Here is a 19,821-nt window from a genome sequence, read left to right as displayed (position 1 = left end):
CTGAAAATCACGTCAATTTATATAGGCAGTTCAATCGCCTTATTACTACGTGATTTATACTTGTCTTACTTGCAGCGTCAATTATTTTGACGGCATTGTTAGCGATTTACCTCATGGTAACGAATTCTTCACTACCGGTTGGGTGGATCGCAACCACCGCATCAAAGTCTGCTTTAGTGGCGCCAATTTTCATCGCCACTGCAAAACCCTGGATCATTTCATCAACGGTAAAGCCAATGCCATGCAAGCCGACCACTTTTTCATCGTCACCTGCACAAACGAGCTTCATTTTACACGGTTGACGGTGCTGTGTCACGGCTGTGTACATTGCTGTGAAGCCCGACTGGTAAATTTTGACGTTTTCTTGACCATATTTGGCCACGGCTTCCGCTTCGGTTACCCCGATAGTACCAATGGGTGGATGGCTGAAGACCACGGTTGGGATCAGGTCATAATCCATTTTAGCCGTGGTTTTGCCGTTAAATAGACGTTCAGATAGCTGACGACCGGCTTTAACCGCAACGGGTGTGAGCTCAACGCCACCTTCCATAATATCCCCAACACAATAGATACCTTTGACATTGGTTTCTTGGTATTGGTCGACTTTGATGTAACCACGATCGTTGGTGGCAACGCCAGTGACATCTAAGTTAATCGCATCGGTTGCAGGATGGCGACCAATCGCCCAAATTAAAGTGTCGACGTTTTGGCTTTCACCGTTTTCAAGGTGCAGCGTTAGGCTGCCATCAGCTTCTTTGACCACTTCTTTTGGTACTGAGTGAGTATGTAAAGTCGGCCCTTCTGCGTCCATGACTTCAACCAGAGTGTCGATGATCATCGGATCGAAACTACGTAGTGGTGATTCTTTACGCACATATAAATGAGTCTCTGTGCCTAATGCGCTTAATACTCCAGCGATTTCAACCGCAATATAACCCGCACCAACCACGGCCACACGTTTAGGTTGTTCGGTGATTTCAAAGAAACCGTTTGAATCAATACCGTGCTCTGCGCCTGGCACGTTTGGAATGGTTGGACGACCACCGACGGCAATTAAAATATGATCGGCAGTGTAAAGCTCACCATTGACTTCGACCGTTTTCTTATCGACACCATCTCCTGAAACAAATCGCGCAAAGCCACGAATGACATTGATTTTGTTGTTACCCAATACGCGATCGTAAGATTGATGAATACGGCCAATGTAAGCTTGACGGTTTTCAACCATTTTGGCCCAGTTGAAGCTTTTAACGTCGACATCAAAACCGTAATCTTTTGAATATAGGTTGATCGCTTCTGCTACTTGCGCGCCATGCCACATCACTTTTTTCGGTACACAGCCAACGTTGACACAAGTGCCGCCCAAATCTTGCGCTTCAATTAACGCGACTTTCGCGCCGTACATTGCCGCGCGGTTAGCTGAAGCTATGCCACCACTGCCGCCACCAATACAAATGTAATCAAAATGCGTTGTCATTGTGTTCTCCGTAACTGTGTTTAAGGCATGTCCGTTTTGGTCGGCATGCGAGTGAATTTTGCTATGGTCTATTTATCATTAATGGGGGTAGCTAAGATGAACCGCAACCCCAAATTATTTTATTCAGGAACGATCCATTCTACTTTAGAAAAGCCGGTTGCAGGTGCGATCGCTTGTTGTAATCGCGGCAAAATATCCCGCATTTGGCTTTCGAGTTTCCACGGTGGGTTTATCACGATCATGCCAGAGGCCGTCATGCCACGCTCTTCGCTGTCGGGTGATACGCCCAGTTCAATTTGTAAAATCTTGCGAATGCCGAGATCTTGCAAACCTTCCAGCATGTCATCGATATTGCTGCGATACACCACCGGATACCAAATGGCATACACCCCAGTTGACCAGCGTTTATAGCTTTGAGCAATCGCTTTGACTACGTCTTGGTATTCATGGGCTAATTCATAAGGAGGATCGATTAAGACTAAACCACGACGCTCTTTTGGTGGTAAGCAGGCTTTTAAATGGGCAAAGCCATCTTTTTGATGCATCGACACTTGGCGATCACGATGAAACTCTTGTTCAAGCAATGGAAAGTCACTTGGGTGTAATTCGGTTAATACCATGCGATCGTTAGGGCGCAAATGAGCGCGTGCGACCCGAGGAGAGCCGGGGTAATAACGCAATTCTTCTCCGTGATTAAGATTGGTCACCGCTTGTAAGTAACTGCTTACTTCTTCCGGTTGAGCCGTATCCCAAATACGAGCAATACCTTGTTTGTATTCACCGGTTTTTTCAGACCATTCATGGGTCAAGTCATAACGACCGACACCCGCATGAGTATCATGATAGACAAATGGCTTATCTTTTTGCTTCAGTGCATCAAGAATTAAGCTTTGTACTATGTGTTTAACTACGTCGGCATGGTTGCCAGCATGGAAGCTATGACGATAACTCAGCATGAAATATCTCTTTTAAAAGGGGGTATTATTGTTTTCCATGATACAGAAAATCAGCTCGATATGCGTGACAAAAAATCAGCCAATTTATTTTTTCGTGTGCCGCGACTGAAAAGGCTTTTGCTTTTTCTTTATCCGCCCATTGAAATTAGCATCGATCGGCTACATTTAATCAGTATAAAGCGATAAAAAAGCTGTGATCTCAATTCACGATTAAGGAAGCCTTCATGTCAAATCCGTTACTTACTTTTACCCAATCGGCTGATGGTTTGCCGCCATTTTCTCATATTCAACCCCATCATGTTTTACCCGCTGTTGAGCAAGCGATTGCCGATTGTCGAGCTCAAGTGGAAGCGGTATTAGCGACGGGTGATGCGCCAACTTGGGATTCTATCTGCCAGCCATTAACTGAAACCGATGATCGCTTAAGTCGAATTTGGTCGCCAATTGGGCATCTTAATTCGGTTAAAAATAGCCCTGAATTGCGTGAAGTGTATGAAGCTTGTTTGCCGTTATTGTCAGAATACGGTACTTGGGTTGGTCAACACAAAGGCTTGTACGATGCTTATAAAGCGATTAAAACCGGCCAAGAGTTTGCGCGCTTAAATACCGCGCAGCAAAAAGCGATCACCGATGCATTGCGTGACTTTGAATTATCGGGTATTGCACTCCCTGCCGATGAACAAAAACGTTATGGTGAGATCAGTAAGCGTTTGTCTGAATTAGGTTCAACGTTTTCAAATAATGTCCTTGATGCCACTATGGGTTGGTCTAAGCACATTACCGAAGAAGCCGATTTAGTTGGTATGCCAGAATCGGCCATGGCGGCCGCCAAAGCCAATGCGGAAGCGAAAGAACTTGACGGTTGGTTGCTGACACTTGAAATGCCATCGTACATTCCAGTGATGACTTATTGTGACAACCAAGCACTGCGCCAAGAAATGTATGAAGCATTTGTGACTCGCGCTTCGGATCGTGGTCCCAATGCTGGCAAATGGGATAACACCGAGATCATGGCAGAAGAGCTAAAACTGCGCCATGAAGTGGCTCGTTTATTGGGCTTTGCTTCTTACGCAGAAAAATCATTGTCGACTAAAATGGCCGAAAACCCAGCTCAAGTGATGGGTTTCTTAAATGATTTAGCATTAAAAGCAAAACCACAAGGCGAGAAAGAAGTTGAGCAATTGCGTCAATTTGCTGAGCAAGAATGTGGCGTCAGCGAATTAAACCTGTGGGATATTGGTTACTACAGCGAAAAACAAAAACAAAAATTGTTCCAAATCTCAGATGAAGAATTACGTCCTTACTTCCCTGAGTCAAAAGTGGTGTCGGGTTTATTTGAAGTATTAAGCCGCGTGTTCGGCATGACAGTCACCGAAAAACAAGACATTGAAATTTGGCACGAATCAGTACGTTTTTTTGAAATTAAAGACAGCCAAGGTCAATTGCGTGGCAGTTTTTACTTAGATTTATATGCGCGTGAACATAAACGTGGCGGCGCTTGGATGGACGATTGCAGGGTGCGTCGTAGCCTAAGTGATAAACAAGGAAACATTCAGTCTCCGGTGGCGTATTTAACCTGTAACTTCAATAAGCCAATCGGTGATAAGCCCGCTTTGTTTACCCACGATGAAGTGGTGACGTTATTCCACGAATTCGGTCATGGTATCCACCACATGTTAACTCAAGTGGAAGTGGCCGATGTGTCGGGCATTAATGGCGTGCCTTGGGATGCGGTTGAATTGCCAAGTCAGTTCTTAGAAAATTGGTGTTGGGAAGAGCAAGCATTGGCCTTTATTTCAGGTCATTATCAAACTGGCGAACCATTGCCAAAAGCGATGCTAGATAAAATGCTAGCGGCCAAGAACTTCCAATCGGCGATGTTTATTTTGCGCCAGTTAGAGTTCGGCCTATTCGACTTCACGCTGCATTCACAATACGATCCAGAAGTGGGCGCAAAAGTGCTGGAAACTTTGGCGGAAGTCAAAGCCAAAGTGGCGGTTCTGCCAAGCCTTGAGTGGAACCGATTCTCTCATGCTTTCAGCCATATTTTTGCAGGTGGTTATAGTGCGGGTTACTACAGCTACTTATGGGCAGAAGTGCTTTCAAGTGATGCATTCTCTCGTTTTGAAGAAGAAGGCATTTTCAATCAACAAACCGGTCAAAGTTTCTTAAATAACATCCTAGAAATGGGTGGCAGTGAGGAGCCAATGGAACTATTCAAACGCTTCCGTGGCCGTGAACCTAAAATTGATGCGTTATTGCGTCATGCCGGAATTGAAGGCTAAGCATTAGTTTTCATTGGCAAAAGGTTAAAATAAACGAAGTCGTAAGCCTCGGGTGAAAGCTCGGGGCTTTTTTTTACCTAAAAATTTCATCTCATTTATACTCTGCAAATAAAATGGAAATTCATGGGTGACATCTAAGGACAGAAAAATGTTAGCAGTAGCCTTAAAAGGAGCGTTTGTCTCCGGCAGTTTAATTGTCGCGATTGGCAGCCAAAATGCTTTTTTATTGAAGTCGGGTTTAAAAAATAACTATGTGATGCTGGTGGCGAGTATTTGTTTTTTAGGCGATATATTACTGATTAGCACCGGTGTATTAGGGGTTGGGGCGTTAATGGAGCAATCCCCGCTTCTCACCAAAGGATTAACCCTATTCGGAATTGGTTTCCTTTGTTGGTATGGTTTTATATCAGCCAAATCGGCGTGGCGTGGGCAAAGTCATCTCGATATTGATAATGGTGAGGTCAACCGTAATTGGGTGGCAGTGGCATTAATGACACTCGCGATGACGTTTTTAAATCCACATGTGTATTTGGATACTATCGTGGTGCTGGGCGGCATTACTTCGTCATTGAGCTTTGAAGAAAAAAAGTGGTTCTTGATTGGGGCGTTAACCGCTTCTGCTATTTGGTTTTATGGCTTAGCGTATGTGGCGAAAAAATTAATCCCTATTTTTGCGAAACCGAAAACGTGGCAAGTGTTGGATTCGATTATTGCGCTGATCATGTTCTCAATTGCCTTTGGATTAGCTAAGCCGTTTGTGAGTTGATATTTATACCAATTCCAGTGATTTTATGAGCTATAAAAATTGGATGCAGAGAAAAGTGTAAAAGGCCATGGACGGCCTTTTCTCAAGCGACCAGAACGGGACAGCGTCTTTTCGGAGTATTCAACTTGATCAGGTATTAAGTTGAATTGGAATTAGTTCTGTAGATGTGTAGGCAATAAAAAAGGAAAGAGCGAGTGGCTCCTTCCTTTTTTTAAGTGGTAGCGGTATTTAATCGAGTGGTAATTCTAAAGAATCATGCCACCAAATAGGAAACCAAGCGCTACCGATGACGCAATAGTGACAACACCAGGGATTATAAATGGGTGGTTAAATACCCACTTACCAATTCGTGTTGAACCAGTGTCATCCATTTCGACTGCCGCCAATAATGTTGGGTAAGTTGGCAGTACAAATAATGCACTTACTGCTGCAAATGATGCGACAGCGGTAAGAGGTGCGACACCAATTGCGAGCGCTGCAGGCATTAATGCTGTTGTTGTTGCCCCTTGTGAATAAAGCAGCATAGAGGCAAAAAATAGCGTGATTGCTAGCATCCATGGATATTGTTGTAGTAAGTCACCTGCAAAGTGCTTAATTTCTACGATGTGAGCAGACACAAAGGTATCTCCTAGCCAAGCCACACCAAGAACACAGATACATGCACTCATTCCTGAGCGGAAGGTGGCAGCTAATGAAATCTCAGCAGCATCAATTTTACATAGCGTGACAATTGCCGCTGCTGCGGTCAGCATGATAGCCATGATGGCTTCGTTACGACCAATATGAGGATGCTCAATTATCCCTACTGATCCACTGATCAAGGTTGCATAAATGACAACAAACACAATTGCTGCAGCAAAAATATAGACAGAGCGTTTAGCTGCCGCGGTAGTCACGGTCGATTTAACTTCTTTTATTTTAATCAGACCTTTCGCCATGCGGTCTTGATAAATAGGGTCATCTTTTAGTTCACACCCCATAAAGTTGGCAACAAATGCCCCCACCATACAAGCAAGGAATGTGGTTGGAATACAAACGGCGAGTAGATGTAGATAACTCACACCTAATGGCTCCAAAATACCAGCAAAAAAGACCACAGCAGCAGAGATAGGAGAAGCAGTAATTGCAATTTGTGAAGCAATAACGGCAATCGATAATGGACGAGAAGGTCGAACACCTTGCTCTTTTGCTACTTCAGCAATAACCGGCAAGGTAGAAAAAGCTGTATGACCAGTGCCAGCCAGTAACGTCATAAAATAAGTCACAATAGGCGCGTAAAAAGTAATACGTTTGGGGTTTTTACGTAGAAATTGTTCGGCTAATTTAACCAACCAATCCATCCCACCCGCGACTTGCATTGCCGCGATAGCAGTAATAACGGAAGCAATAATTAAGATAACATCGATCGGGATACTACCAGCATCCACCCCAAAAAACATAGTAAGAGCAATAACACCTGCCCCACCAGAAAAACCAATACCTATGCCACCAATTCTGGCTCCGAGGTAAATAAATAACAGAACAATAAATAATTGTATCAACATAACAGTGTTCCTTTTATAGAATACGGTTTCTAATTTATCTTGAATTAGATATGACAATGGAGGCAAGTTATTGCCTCCATTGAATTAATGCTTAATCAATACAGGCAAATATTAGTTATAACGTTTTGCCTTATATTGTGGGTGCATTAGGTTTTCTGGCGAGAAGATCTCATCGAGTTGATCTTCAGTCAGTAAACCACGGTCGAGTACAATTTCACGCACGCTCTTACCGGTTTCAGCACAAATCTTACCGACGATGTCGCCTTCGTGGTGGCCAATGTATGGGTTTAAGTAAGTCACGATACCGATAGAATTAAATACGTACGCTTCACAAACCTCTTTATTGACGGTGATGCCATCAACACATTTGTCGCGTAGGTTTACACAGGCATTTTTCAGTATTTCTAATGATTCAAACATGCATTGTGCGATCACAGGTTCCATCACGTTCAACTGTAATTGACCGCCTTCGGCTGCAAAAGACAGTGCGGTGTCATTACCAAGAACCTTAAAGCACACTTGGTTAACCACTTCTGGGATCACTGGGTTCACTTTTGCTGGCATGATAGAAGAACCGGCTTGCAGTTCTGGCAAATTGATTTCATTTAAGCCAGTACGAGGACCAGAAGAAAGTAGACGTAAATCGTTACAGATTTTAGACAGTTTAATCGCTAGGCGTTTTAGTGCGCCGTGAGCCATGACATAAGCGCCACAGTCAGAGGTTGCTTCGATCAAGTCTTCCGCTGCAACACATTCAAAACCCGTTACTTCCGTTAAATGTTTAACTGCTAATGCTTGGTATTCAGGCGCGGCGTTAAGGCCGGTACCGATAGCGGTTGCGCCTAAGTTTACTTCTAACAATAATTTAGAAATGTAATCTAAGTTACGAATTTCTTCATTTAGAGTCACAGACCAAGCGTGGAATTCTTGACCAACTGTCATTGGTACTGCGTCTTGTAATTGGGTGCGACCCATTTTCAAGATGCCGTCAAATTCAGTGCTTTTAAGATCAAAGGCTTCTTTTAGGTAAGCGACTGCTTCAATGGTTTTTAAGATGCTACTGTAAACCGATACGCGGAAACCGGTAGGATAAGCACAGTTAGTGGATTGGCTCTTGTTTACATGATCATTTGGGTTGATGAATTGGTATTCACCTTTTTGCTTGCCCATTAACTCAAGTGCAAGGTTGGCAATGACTTCGTTAGTGTTCATGTTAACAGAAGTGCCCGCACCACCTTGGAATACGTCTGATGGGAATTGATCCATGCATTTGCCAGTAGTCAGAATAACGTCACACGCTTGAATGATGAAATCACTGATATCAGCAGGCAGTACGCCGATTTCTTTGTTGGCTAGAGTCGCCGCTTTTTTGGTCATTACCATGCCGCGAACAAATTCAGGCACATCAGAAATGGTATTGTTTGAGATATTGAAGTTTTCGATTGCGCGAATAGTGTGAATGCCGTAATACGCTTCAGCTGGAACTTCACGTTGGCCAAGAAGATCTTCTTCGATACGAAATTGCTGAACAGGAGTGTCAATAATTGGATTTGTCATTAATTTGGACCTCAAGCATATAAGCTTAATAAATACAATATTTGCCGTGTTACTTAGAATCCATTCATGGGAACAATAGGCTGTTTTTTTCTGGCTGCAATCATACCCCTTTAATTGCACAAAAATAGATCCTAGATCAAACTTTTCAACACCTATAATTATTTATCTGAGCATAATGAGAACACTTATTTTTTGCAGGTTTAAAAACGGCCGTTTGATGGTGGTAATCTTATATTGTAAGGGTTGTAAACGATAAGTTACGTTTTGTTGTGGTTATTATTTGTTGTCTTGATCATGAAAGCATACACTGAGTTTACGATTATTGGAGGTGCCTGTGTTTACTGTTTTATTAGTGTTATTTATATGTGTCCCTATTGTTGAAATTACGCTGTTTATTCAAGTCGGTGGCGCGATAGGTTTATGGCCGACCATTGCGATTGTGCTAACCACAGCCATTGTGGGCGCGTCTTTAGTGCGTAGCCAAGGTATTCAAACTTTAATGTCGGTGCAATCACGGATGCAACAAGGTGAACTGCCCGCACAACAAATCGTCGAAGGCGTGATGTTAGCTGTTGCAGGTGTGTTGTTATTAACGCCGGGCTTTATGACTGACTTTTTAGGTATGGTGGTCTTGTTACCGGCTCCACGCGCGATGTTAGCCAAGCAATTAATGAAGCGAGTCAAAGTGAACCCTGCCAGCGGTCCATTTGGTGGTGGTTTTCAAAGTGGCGGCTTCCAATCGGGTGGCTTTCAATCCGGTGATGCACATAATCCGTTTGGCGATACCAACCAAAACCAACAAGGCGATGTGTTTGAAGGTGAATATGAAAAGAAAGCCGATCAAGATAAGCGGCTAGATAAGTAATTCCACTTAAAACTTGCTCGGTCCCTAAATTCTGCAATGGGTTTAGGAACGACAGCTAAATAGCGGCAATAGTGATGACCAACAAAAAAAGACAAGAGCCGAAGTTCTTGTCTTTTTTTAGTGCTAAATTAGCCGGCATTTGCCGATATTATTGCGCGCCACCAAAATCCATTTGTCGCCATGCTTCAAACGCAATGATGGCGACGGCATTGGATAAATTCAAACTGCGACTTTCGGCCATCATAGGAATGCGAATACGTTGCTCCATTGGTAGTCCTTCGATGATTTCCGCTGGTAAGCCCCGAGTCTCTGGGCCAAATAACAACACATCACCCGCTTTAAACTGCGCATCAACATGATGGCCAGTGGTTTTGGTGGTGCAGGCAAAAATACGCACATCGTCGCCTTTCTCTTGTTGTAGATATTCAAGAAATGCGGCGTAATCTTTGTGGCGTTTTACGCGCGCGATATCATGATAATCCAGCCCAGCACGACGCACTTTCTTCTCTTCTAAATCGAATCCTAATGGCTCAATTAAATGCAAGTTTGCCCCGCAGTTGGCGCTGAGACGGATGATGTTGCCAGTATTAGGGGCAATTTCTGGTTCAAATAAAGCAATATCAAACATAAAAACAACTCGTGATGTTAGAAAGAGAAAAACTATGCCGCCGAGTATATACCCAGTAACGTCAAGATACAGTTTTCAGCGACAATAAAACGGATATCGCTAAGCATTAATTGGTAGGGTAATTGTCACCCCAAGTCCGCCACGCTGACTATGTGCTGCTTGAATGGTGCCATTGTGTTGATGCACCGCCGAACTGGTGATAGCCAAGCCTAAACCCGCGCCACCACTATCCCGATCGCGTGCGGTCGATACGCGATAGAAAGGACGGAAAATGGCCTCCAGCTCCAATTCATCGACCCCTTCGCCATCATCTTCAATTACAATTCTGATATGATCTTGATGATAGGAGAAGTTGAGCCAAATTTGCTGATGGCTGTATTTAATCGCATTGCGTACCACATTCTCTATCGCACTAGTCAGTAGATAAGGTGTGCCGGTTAAATAGCAAGTTGGCACGCTATTGCTGTGTAATTTTTTGCCCATTTGTTCTGCTTCAAATTGGGCATCATTGACCATTTCTTGCCATAACTCATTGGCCAGCAAGTGTTGGCGCACCTCATGAGTATCCGCTTGCTTGCGAGAGAGCTCTAATAACGCATTGATCATGCTCTCTAATCGCTCAGCTTCGGTGTCTATTCGGGTTAATTCCGCGCTCTCACCTTGCTTACGAGTGGCGAGAGCATTGGCCATCCGCAGTCGAGTTAACGGCGATCTTAGTTCATGAGATATGTCAGATAATAAGCGTTGCTGCCCTTGGATCATATTATTGATCGATAACACCATTTGGTTAAAACTGGCACCGGCTTGTTTAAATTCGGTTGGACCTTTCTCTAGCTTAGGATCCACTTCAAGCTGACCGAGCGCCACTTTTTGCGCCGCTTTTTCAAGCCGCATTGCGGGGCGACTTAACGCCCAAGCCAGCCACAATAAAAGAGGGGTACTGGTGAGCATAACTGCCAATAATAGTTGCACAGGACGATCAAGTATTTGCAATAAAAACGGAGGTGGGCGGTGCCAACGAATGGTGACAAACATTTTAAGCGGGGTGTGAGCAATAACCACCGGAATAGGACCTGCCACCATTAATCGGTTGTAAAGTCGTTGTTGAGGTTTGCCGGCAATATCTGACAAGGTAATAAAGTTATTTAACGCTTTTTTTCTATCGCTTCGAATCGCAGGTACCCAGTCGGCATTGCTTTTGGCAAAGTAAAAATCAATTTGTTTGTCACGGTCATATTGATGATCGATCTCATGTATTGCTTTCATCAATGATGGTGCAGATTCAAATTTTTTCGTAATACTTTGAGCGTGTTGTTGCAAGCGAGCTAAGGGTTGCTCGGGAATATCATGCAGTTGCCTAGGATCTAAGTTTGATACGGTCAAGATGGCAATGACCACCAATAGCATAGTCAGCCAAAAAATGGCAAAAATTCGCCCATATAAACTCGAGATTTTAGGCAGCTTCATTATTTGTCCTCAACCATCAAATATCCGCGTCCACGTAGCGTTTTGATCAGCGGCTTGTCATCATAACTCTCACCAGATTCTTGATTGAGTGACAGTTTTTTACGCAAATTAGAAACATGCATATCAATGGCGCGATCAAAAGGGCTTAATCGCTTACCCAGCACCTCTAAGCTTAATGTTTCTTTACTGATCGACTCACCCATATGCTGTAAGAAGTAATGCAACAATGAAAACTCGGTCGTGGTGAGATCCAATTGTTGTCCCTTACAATAAGCCTCTTGTTTACCCGGGAAAACTTCAATTCCATGCGGCGTGATATCCGATGGCTCGGTTTTATTGATTTGAGTGCGACGTAAAATAGCGCGAATACGTGCAAGTAGTTCACGATCACTAAACGGTTTAGGTAAATAATCGTCCGCGCCGAGCTCTAAGCCGATTACGCGATCCACTTCCTCACCTTTGGCGGTAAGCATAAGCACCGGAGTATGCCAGTTTTGACGTAACTGTTTCAGCATCTCCATACCGTTCATTTTGGGCATCATAATATCAAGAAGAATCAAATCAATATTCGCGCTGAGTTTGGCTAAGCCTTCTTCACCGTTATGGGCTTGAGAAACGGTGAAACCTTCTAAAGTGAGAATATCTTTAAGGAGTTCGATGAGTTCAATATCATCATCAACCAATAGAATGTGGGTCATAGCGCTAGCCTTAATAGAGAGTGGGATAACTCCGATGATTTAATTATCCCTGATTTTTATTCAAAAACGACTATTTTGACATCGATTTACATACCTTTACGCAAAGCATACACCTGTTTACGTTGTAGCCACTATTATTACATCCAACAGATATATCCGTCTTACTTGAAGCTACAGCTTTGTTGGCGATGCGCACTCAGCCCAATCACTTAGGCTAGCTAAGCTCATGGGGCCTCGCTTACTTGCCGCCTCACTGTAACTTCAATTATTTAGGATATAGAAAAGAAGCTCATTTCAACATCCCATATAGACAAAGGTAGGTTTAACATGAAATCTTTAATCAAAAAAAGCATCATCGTATTGGTTGCAGCGCCATTGGCATTGGGTTCTGTATCCGCTCTAGCAAATAACCATGGCATGGATGGACATCAAGGGAAAAAAGGTGGACACCCTGGTCAGCAATGCCATATGGACCGTGGTATTTGGAAACAACTGGATTTAACTGACGCACAAAAAACACAAATGAAAGACTTGCGACAAGCGGATCGCGCCGCAATGAAGTCTGATTTTAAAGCGCATCAACAAGACTTCAAAATCGATCATCAAAAAATGCAGAAGTTAGTGATGGCAGATAACTTTGATCAAGCAGCGGTAAAATCTTTAGCGCAAGAGATGGCGACTAAGCAAGTTGATCAGCAAGTGAAAATGGCGAAATCTCGTCATGATATGTTCAACGTATTAACCACTGCACAAAAGCAAGACTTCTCAAAACTGCAAGCAGAGCAACATGAAAAATGCATGCAAAAATGGCAGAAAATGAAAGAGCGTCGTGAAGCGCATGCAGACAAAAAAGCACAATAAGCGATCACTCATGAGTTTCTAAATTAGAGTGCTTATCAATAATGACATCGAGATTTGAGCGACTGCTTGGGTCTCGATTTTTTTGATCTATGGATAGCCAAGACAGAGTTTCCTTTAACACTTTTCTCTGTACTCAATTTTGAACGATCATTAAATTTATCGAATGGGTATAATTATTGGGTGGAATGGCGATTACCACTTAATTGAGATGGAACTGTATAGAGCATAACAAGGCTGGGAATTAAGGTTTGTCAGTGGCTAAAAACAAGAAAACCCCGAGGGGCAGAAGCCCTTCGGGGTTATAGTCTTACTCGCAGCAATCCGGCTACTATGTAGTGCTCCATGCATCAAATCCTTGATAGCAGTGCTGTATCCTTCAGCGTATTCCTTTTCATCGCCATCCTAGCGGTGTCCTTGGCCTTATCCTAGCCTGCTAATCTATCCTAAATTAGCGCGCATCACTTGTTCCTTGAGCGGTGTCCTTTACATCATCCTGATGTTTAATCCTTGCCTCAATCCTGAGGTGTCCATCGTCTATCCTTAGTCATTACCATCCTAGTAATGATTGCGTCCATTCAATGTCCATTTTGCTCCGTGCTGGTTACTCAATCCTAAGTATCCAAATCTTCATCCTGAAGATGACCTATCCTTGGGTCTTTCCTGTTCCTGTCAGCATCCTTCCGACAGAGTTAATATTACGGATATATCAGCTCGGAACAATGGTGTCAGTTCACATTAATGATATGGAATTATAGGGTTAAATATAAATCCATTTAAGTATCAATGCCTTACCTTTGGTGGGTGGTGTTTTTGATGCACATATATGATGAAATTCTTACTTGTTTGTAAGAGATCTCGCACAAGCTACTAGTCTAAAGTCTGCATCATGGCCATTTTGTTATAAATGAGAGATGGCTTGCCACAGGATCGCGCAACCAATTAAGGTGAAAACTACCCCACAAATGCCATCAATATAGTGGGCAGAGGCTTCTAATTTACGTTGCAAGCGTTTGGTTGAAAGTAGCCATGCCAATAACGAAAACCAGAATAAAGCCAAAAACCACAAAATAAATACCGCGGAGACTTTTCCCCCGATCGACATTGAAGCGGGAACCAAAGAGGACATTAAGCTAATAAAAAACACCAACGCTTTCGGATTTAAAATATTGGTCATAAATCCTTTTGAAAACGCTTGTTTTTGATTGTTTAATACTCGGCTGGCCTTACTGCTCATACTTGCACCTGCGGGATGTTTCTTAGCCTGGTATAAACCTTTTAGAGCCCCAAATCCTAAATACAGTAAGTAACTGCCACCTAAAATTTGCACCACCGAAAACAAGGTCGGATGTTGTTGCACCAAATAACTGATGCCAGTAATGCTTAAAATCGAGTGGACTAAAATGCCAGCCGATAGCCCTGCCGCAATAGTGAGACCGGTTTTTCGCCCGTGATGACTGGTGTTTTGCACGATAAGCGCAAAGTCGGGGCCTGGGCTCATTAATGCAATAAAATGCACCGTAGCTAAGGTGATTAAGATGCTCACTTCATTCATATTGAATGCTACTTTCCTTGTTGGTTGGCGTTTTTGTCAGCGCTATTGATGTCTTGGACTAACGTTTCTGTGGTGACTTCAACATCTAATGGCGCGGTTTGTTTTAGTACCGCCGCTTGCTTCTTATTATTGGCATTATTGTTTAAGCCATCCCAAGTGAATAAAATCAAAGCTGCCCAAATAAAGGCAAAGGTAATGATTTTGTCGGAAGTAAAGGCTTCGCCATACACAAATACAGCCAGCAAGAACATCAAACTCGGACCGATATATTGAATAAAACCTAATGTTGCAAGGCGTAATCGCACTGCGGCACTGGCAAAACATAATAAAGGTAAAGTGGTGACGATACCGGCAGAAATCAATAGGGCGTTAAGCTGCCAATGATTGTTGGTAAGATGGCTGGTGGCGGTGTCGGCAAAGATAAACAAATAGGCCAATGCGACCGGCAGTAGCACTAAGGTTTCAATAAATAATCCGGTAAATGCGTCTAAGTTGACCTTTTTACGCAATAAGCCATAAATACCAAATGTGACTGCCAACCCAATCGCAATGATCGGTACCGAACCAAACACAATCAATTGTACTAACACGCCCATGCTGGCAAGTGCGACGGCAAACCACTGCATTTTACGCAGCTGTTCATTAAGGAAAATCATCCCCAATAAAACGTTAAACAAAGGATTAATATAGTAACCGAGACTCGCGTCGAGCATGTGATCAACACTGATCGCCCAAATGAATATAAGCCAATTCAGCCCAATCGTGACCGAAGTAACTAACAAATACAGGACTTTAGTTTTTGATTTAAGCGTGGTTTTGATTAACCCCCAACCTTTGGTGAAGTACAAAAGTACCGCTAGAAAAATAAATGACCAAATCACACGATGACAAAGGATTTCAAAAGGGGAGACATCGCCGAGCGCTTTAAAATAAATGGGAGCAATGCCCCACATGATATAGGCCAGTACTGCAAATAGTACGCCTTGTTGAGTGCGTTTTAGTTGATCATCCATAACGGAGTTATTTACCATTTTATTAATATAAAGAGGAAGTATAAAAGTGGTTAAGCGAATAACCTAATGAAAAGCAATGCCGAATGAAAAAACTTATTTTTATCGGTAAGGAAGATCAACAGCCCCTAAGTGCCAAGGTTAAGTTAGTTGATGATAAAGTTTCAATCCGATCAAAACCCCTCTACAATAGCCGACCATTTAGCCAATTAAGATTGGTTAGATCCTGAGTCTAGCGTGTTTTATTTACTTGTATTGAGATCATATGCCTGCGTCTGTTACTGCTGAATCTTCCCCATCAGAGTCTTCTCAACAAAGCTCAGTTCAAGCCAGCACGCCCGATGCCGCTCAAATCTTGCGTGATGTGTTTGGTTATCAAAGTTATCGTATCGGACAACAACAAGTTATCGACAGCGTATTAGCCGGACAAGACAGCTTAGTGATCATGCCAACCGGTGGCGGTAAGTCGTTATGTTACCAAGTGCCTGCGTTATTATTCTCAGGATTAACTATCGTAATTTCACCGTTGATCTCGTTAATGAAAGACCAAGTCGATCAATTGAAAGCCAATGGTGTGGCGGCAGAATGCATTAACTCTTCAATGGATCGGGAAACCCTGATCAAAGTGTATAACCGCATGAACAACGGTCAGCTGAAAATGGTGTATATCTCGCCAGAACGCATCCTAAGCCGTGATTTTAGCGAACGTTTGGAGCATTTACCGCTGAGTATGATTGCAGTCGATGAAGCGCATTGTATCTCTCAATGGGGACATGATTTCCGTCGTGAATACGCGCTACTTGGACAGATCAAGCAACGTTTCCCCCACGTTCCGGTCATGGCGCTCACCGCAACGGCCGATGAAGCCACTCGTAAAGACATCATTTCACGCTTGGAATTGAACCACCCTTTAGAATATTTAGGCAGTTTTGATCGGCCCAATATTCGCTATACCTTGCTTGAAAAACACAAACCAGTGTCACAAGTGATCCGTTACCTTGCCACTCAAAAAGGTCAGTGCGGCATCATTTATTGTGGTAGCCGCAAAAAAGTCGAAATGGTGACCGAAAAACTGTGCAATAACCATATTCGCGCCGCGGGTTATCATGCCGGTATGGATAACGATGAACGGGCGTATGTGCAAGAAGCGTTTCAAAAAGATGATATTCAAGTGGTGGTGGCAACGGTGGCATTTGGCATGGGGATCAACAAACCGAACGTACGTTTTGTGATGCACTTTGATATCCCGCGTAATATTGAATCTTACTACCAAGAAACCGGTCGCGCAGGTCGTGACGGTCTGCCAGCTGAAGCAGTGATGCTCTATGATCCCGCCGATATGGGTTGGTTGCGCCGGATGTTAGATGAAAAAGAAGACGGCTCACAAAAGCAAGTTGAAAGCCATAAACTCAATGCCATGAGCGCTTTTGCCGAGGCGCAAACTTGTCGTCGTCAAGTGCTGCTCAACTACTTTGGTGAATACAGCCACAAGCCTTGCGGTAACTGCGATATTTGCCTCGATCCTCCTAAGCACTTTGATGGCACCGAAGCGGCCAGAAAAGCGCTGTCGTGTGTGTATCGCGTTAATCAAGGGTTTGGTGTTGGCTATGTGGTGGAAGTGTTGCGCGGCATGCAAAATATTCGGGTTCGCGAAAATGGTCACGATAAGCTCAGCACTTACGGTATCGGTAAAGAGCACAGTCATGATTACTGGGTCAGCATTATGCGCCAGCTGATCCATAAAGGCATGTTAAGTCAAAATATTACCCGCAATTCCACCTTACAATTAACCGAAGAAGCACGACCATTATTGCGCGGTGATATGGCGCTTCAGTTGGCGGTGCCGCGTTTAGATACCGCAGTGCGTTCGGCTAAAAATGATAAGCTGGCGACCAAAAATTACGATAAAAAGCTGTTTGCCAAGCTGCGTAAGTTGCGTAAAACCATTGCCGATCAAGATGGTTTGCCGCCTTATGTGGTGTTTAGTGATGCCACGCTGGTGGATATGGCCGATATTTTGCCAACCTCGTACGGTGAGATGTTAGCGGTGAATGGGGTGGGTCAGCGTAAATTAGAAAAATACGCCGATGCCTTTTTGGATGTGATTCAAGAGCACCTTACGGTAGGGGAAGGATAAGCATGGCGACATTTAGTTTACGAGAATTTGATGCACAAGCAGGGCGTATCATTCTGATCAATCCCAGCTTTGATTTTGACTCTTACCCACCGATTGGAGAAAGATTGGTATCGGTGCTTTCTGCTACCATTATTGAAAAGCAAAGTGATGCAGATTTACACTCGTGGTTGCTCGATTTTGAAGGCTGTCAGTTGTTTCTACGCGCAGAGCATTATTCCGAAACCATGTGGATAGAAGCGTTATCACCACAAGCGGGCTGTGAAGAATTACAGTACCTGACTAAGTTGTTTGCGATTGGGATCGGTTAAAGCATCGCACGATTTACTTTACCCGTTGTAAACGTTTGCGTAAAAAACCGACACTTGCAGCTAAGAGTGATTTCGGTATAATCGCCCAACTTTCAAGATGAAATACCAATTCAAGTTCCTATTTGATCGATTATTAAATCTATGGAATTGGTATTATCAACCACATTGGCAACACTGAATTATGGGTTCCCTCGCCCCCATACATTAAAAAAAGGTCACAATATGACGAACAAAACTCCTACTCAACAGGCGGCGTTTTCGCCTGCACAATTTACAGCGCAACAAAACTCAGCCAAGGGCAATAATAAAGCCTTGTTTTGGTTAGTGATCTTTCACCTTGTGGTGATCGCATCGAGTAACTACTTAGTCCAGATCCCATTTACCTTATTTGGTTTACATACCACTTGGGGCGCATTTACCTTCCCGTTTATTTTCTTAGCTACTGATTTAACTGTGCGTATTTTTGGCGCAGGTATGGCAAGAAGAATTATCTTTTGGGTGATGCTGCCGGCGTTAATTATCTCTTATATATTGTCGGTTTTATTTTTCCAAGGCAGTTTCCAAGGGGGGGCTCAATTAGCAATATTTAACTTATTTGTCGCGCGTATTGCGATCGCTAGCTTTATGGCTTACTTGCTTGGCCAAATTATGGATGTGCACGTTTTTAACCGTCTGCGTCAAATGAAGCAATGGTGGATAGCGCCAACCTGTTCGACTTTATTTGGTAATGCACTCGATACCTTGGCTTTCTTCTCGATTGCTTTTTATATGAGCACCGATGCCTTTATGGCGCAACATTGGACCGAAATTGCTTTGGTCGATTACAGCGTTAAATTAGTGATCAGTTTGGGCTTATTTGTACCTATGTATGGCGTGCTGCTGAACTACTTAATGAAGAAATTGACTAGCGTAAATAATGTGACTTGTCAGCAAGAGTTAGAAGCCAGCGCTTAAAGCCAGAGCAGTAGTCCTCTACTTCTATATAGAAACCAAGATCGTTTGATCTTGGTTTTTTTTCGATATAGCCAAATGAATCCTGTGTCTTTTCTCAAGCAAGCAAGCAAGCAAGGACGGATCAGCGTCTTTTCAGCGTATGCAAATTGATCAAATATTAAATCGAATTGTATTACTTGGGTATATAACAAATTAAAGCATGATAGATTATCTAAATGAGATTATTTCGCATTTAACTGTTGACTCTCAAGTGAGAATGATTATTATTAACCGTGTCAAAGGGAATAAGTATTTAGCTCTCACCCAAATGAGACTAGCGACTAATCTTTAGACACGACATTGCTCACATTGCTTCCAGTGTATTTTGAGAAAATACTTAGGTATTGGTTCTCATGGCCGACTTATCAAAGTCGGCCTTTTTTTTGTCTGGCGCTTTTTTCAAGTACCTAGGGATGAAGCCGCGTGTTTTCAGCGCATTCAAATTGAACAAGCTTCAAGCTTAATTTAACGCTGAATGAATCTCATCATTAAGTGGACAATTTCAAGCATAATTATTGTCGATCAAAGGTTTTCCACAAAGGATCCAAAGGTTTTTTTTTTTTTATACATGATCCTACTTAAGTTAACCAATTGTATTTAATGCGATTTAAAATAAATCAAGTAAAGATCTTGACATTGAAAAACATAACGACAAAAAGTTAACAACAAGGTTATCCACAGGAAGGTGACAGCGATGGGAGTAAACGAAGACACTTA

The 19,821-nt window shown here is 43.0% G+C and carries 16 protein-coding genes; 7 read left to right on the top strand and 9 right to left on the bottom strand.

What is annotated here, in order from left to right:
• Positions 1-106 precede the first annotated feature (106 nt).
• Together gorA and GFB47_RS11040 are read right to left on the bottom strand one after the other, a co-directional pair.
• Entirely contained in the window at positions 107-1,477 is a 1,371-nt protein-coding gene (gene gorA, locus GFB47_RS11045; protein ID WP_153448015.1) for a glutathione-disulfide reductase, read from the bottom strand.
• A 119-nt stretch (positions 1,478-1,596) separates the two neighbouring features.
• On the bottom strand, positions 1,597-2,433 hold the full coding sequence (locus GFB47_RS11040) for a 23S rRNA (adenine(2030)-N(6))-methyltransferase RlmJ (protein WP_153448014.1): 837 nt from the start codon (positions 2,431-2,433) through the stop codon (positions 1,597-1,599).
• A gap of 224 nt (positions 2,434-2,657) precedes the next feature.
• On the opposite strand from GFB47_RS11040, the gene prlC reads away from it, so the two are divergent.
• Both prlC and GFB47_RS11030 read left to right on the top strand, forming a co-directional pair.
• A complete protein-coding gene (gene prlC / locus GFB47_RS11035; RefSeq protein ID WP_153448013.1) occupies positions 2,658-4,718 on the top strand; it encodes an oligopeptidase A in 2,061 nt (686 codons plus the stop codon).
• Positions 4,719-4,866: 148 nt separating this feature from the next.
• Positions 4,867-5,484, top strand: a complete 618-nt coding sequence (locus GFB47_RS11030) for a LysE/ArgO family amino acid transporter (protein WP_153448012.1) — start codon at positions 4,867-4,869, stop codon at positions 5,482-5,484.
• Positions 5,485-5,729: 245 nt separating this feature from the next.
• Here GFB47_RS11030 and GFB47_RS11025 read toward each other — a convergent pair whose 3' ends face one another.
• Entirely contained in the window at positions 5,730-7,028 is a 1,299-nt protein-coding gene (locus tag GFB47_RS11025; RefSeq protein ID WP_153448011.1) for an anaerobic C4-dicarboxylate transporter, read from the bottom strand.
• A gap of 111 nt (positions 7,029-7,139) precedes the next feature.
• Positions 7,140-8,585, bottom strand: a complete 1,446-nt coding sequence (gene aspA, locus GFB47_RS11020; RefSeq protein WP_153448010.1) for an aspartate ammonia-lyase — start codon at positions 8,583-8,585, stop codon at positions 7,140-7,142.
• 334 nt (positions 8,586-8,919) lie between these two features.
• On the opposite strand from aspA, the gene GFB47_RS11015 reads away from it, so the two are divergent.
• Positions 8,920-9,450, top strand: coding sequence for an FxsA family protein (locus tag GFB47_RS11015; protein WP_153448009.1), 531 nt, complete (start codon positions 8,920-8,922; stop codon positions 9,448-9,450).
• 148 nt (positions 9,451-9,598) lie between these two features.
• Here the strand turns inward: GFB47_RS11015 and GFB47_RS11010 are convergent, their stop codons facing one another.
• From GFB47_RS11010 to GFB47_RS11000, 3 genes are all read right to left on the bottom strand, one after another.
• Positions 9,599-10,078, bottom strand: coding sequence for a tRNA (cytidine(34)-2'-O)-methyltransferase (locus tag GFB47_RS11010; protein WP_153448008.1), 480 nt, complete (start codon positions 10,076-10,078; stop codon positions 9,599-9,601).
• 99 nt (positions 10,079-10,177) lie between these two features.
• The gene (cpxA, locus tag GFB47_RS11005) at positions 10,178-11,545 is read right to left on the bottom strand and encodes an envelope stress sensor histidine kinase CpxA (protein WP_153448007.1); all 1,368 of its coding nucleotides are present in this window, start codon (positions 11,543-11,545) and stop codon (positions 10,178-10,180) included.
• The gene (locus GFB47_RS11000; protein WP_153448006.1) at positions 11,545-12,243 is read right to left on the bottom strand and encodes a response regulator; all 699 of its coding nucleotides are present in this window, start codon (positions 12,241-12,243) and stop codon (positions 11,545-11,547) included. Before GFB47_RS11000 ends, cpxA begins: the two co-directional genes overlap by 1 nt.
• Positions 12,244-12,570: 327 nt before the next feature.
• Here GFB47_RS11000 and GFB47_RS10995 point away from each other — a divergent pair, with 327 nt between their 5' ends.
• Positions 12,571-13,104, top strand: coding sequence for a CpxP family protein (locus GFB47_RS10995; RefSeq protein ID WP_153448005.1), 534 nt, complete (start codon positions 12,571-12,573; stop codon positions 13,102-13,104).
• Between the two features lie 898 nt (positions 13,105-14,002).
• Here the strand turns inward: GFB47_RS10995 and GFB47_RS10990 are convergent.
• Together GFB47_RS10990 and rarD are read right to left on the bottom strand one after the other, a co-directional pair.
• Positions 14,003-14,656, bottom strand: a complete 654-nt coding sequence (locus tag GFB47_RS10990) for a LysE family translocator (RefSeq protein ID WP_153448004.1) — start codon at positions 14,654-14,656, stop codon at positions 14,003-14,005.
• An 8-nt stretch (positions 14,657-14,664) separates the two neighbouring features.
• Positions 14,665-15,669, bottom strand: a complete 1,005-nt coding sequence (rarD, locus tag GFB47_RS10985) for an EamA family transporter RarD (protein WP_153448003.1) — start codon at positions 15,667-15,669, stop codon at positions 14,665-14,667.
• Positions 15,670-15,931: 262 nt separating this feature from the next.
• Between rarD and recQ the strand changes: the two genes are divergently transcribed.
• From recQ to GFB47_RS10970, 3 genes are all read left to right on the top strand, one after another.
• Positions 15,932-17,803 carry an ATP-dependent DNA helicase RecQ gene (gene recQ / locus GFB47_RS10980; protein WP_153448002.1) on the top strand — a complete coding sequence of 624 codons (1,872 nt, stop codon included), beginning with the start codon at positions 15,932-15,934 and terminating at the stop codon, positions 17,801-17,803.
• A 2-nt stretch (positions 17,804-17,805) separates the two neighbouring features.
• Positions 17,806-18,111: a DUF3630 family protein gene (locus GFB47_RS10975; protein ID WP_153448001.1), complete on the top strand. Its 306-nt coding sequence runs from the start codon at positions 17,806-17,808 to the stop codon at positions 18,109-18,111.
• A 222-nt stretch (positions 18,112-18,333) separates the two neighbouring features.
• Positions 18,334-19,065: a 7-cyano-7-deazaguanine/7-aminomethyl-7-deazaguanine transporter gene (locus tag GFB47_RS10970; RefSeq protein ID WP_153448000.1), complete on the top strand. Its 732-nt coding sequence runs from the start codon at positions 18,334-18,336 to the stop codon at positions 19,063-19,065.
• The last annotated feature ends 756 nt before the right edge of the window (positions 19,066-19,821 follow it).

This window comes from Vibrio algicola, from assembly GCF_009601765.2.
GTDB lineage: Bacteria > Pseudomonadota > Gammaproteobacteria > Enterobacterales > Vibrionaceae > Vibrio > Vibrio algicola.
This window is presented reverse-complemented; position numbering and strand designations above follow the sequence as displayed.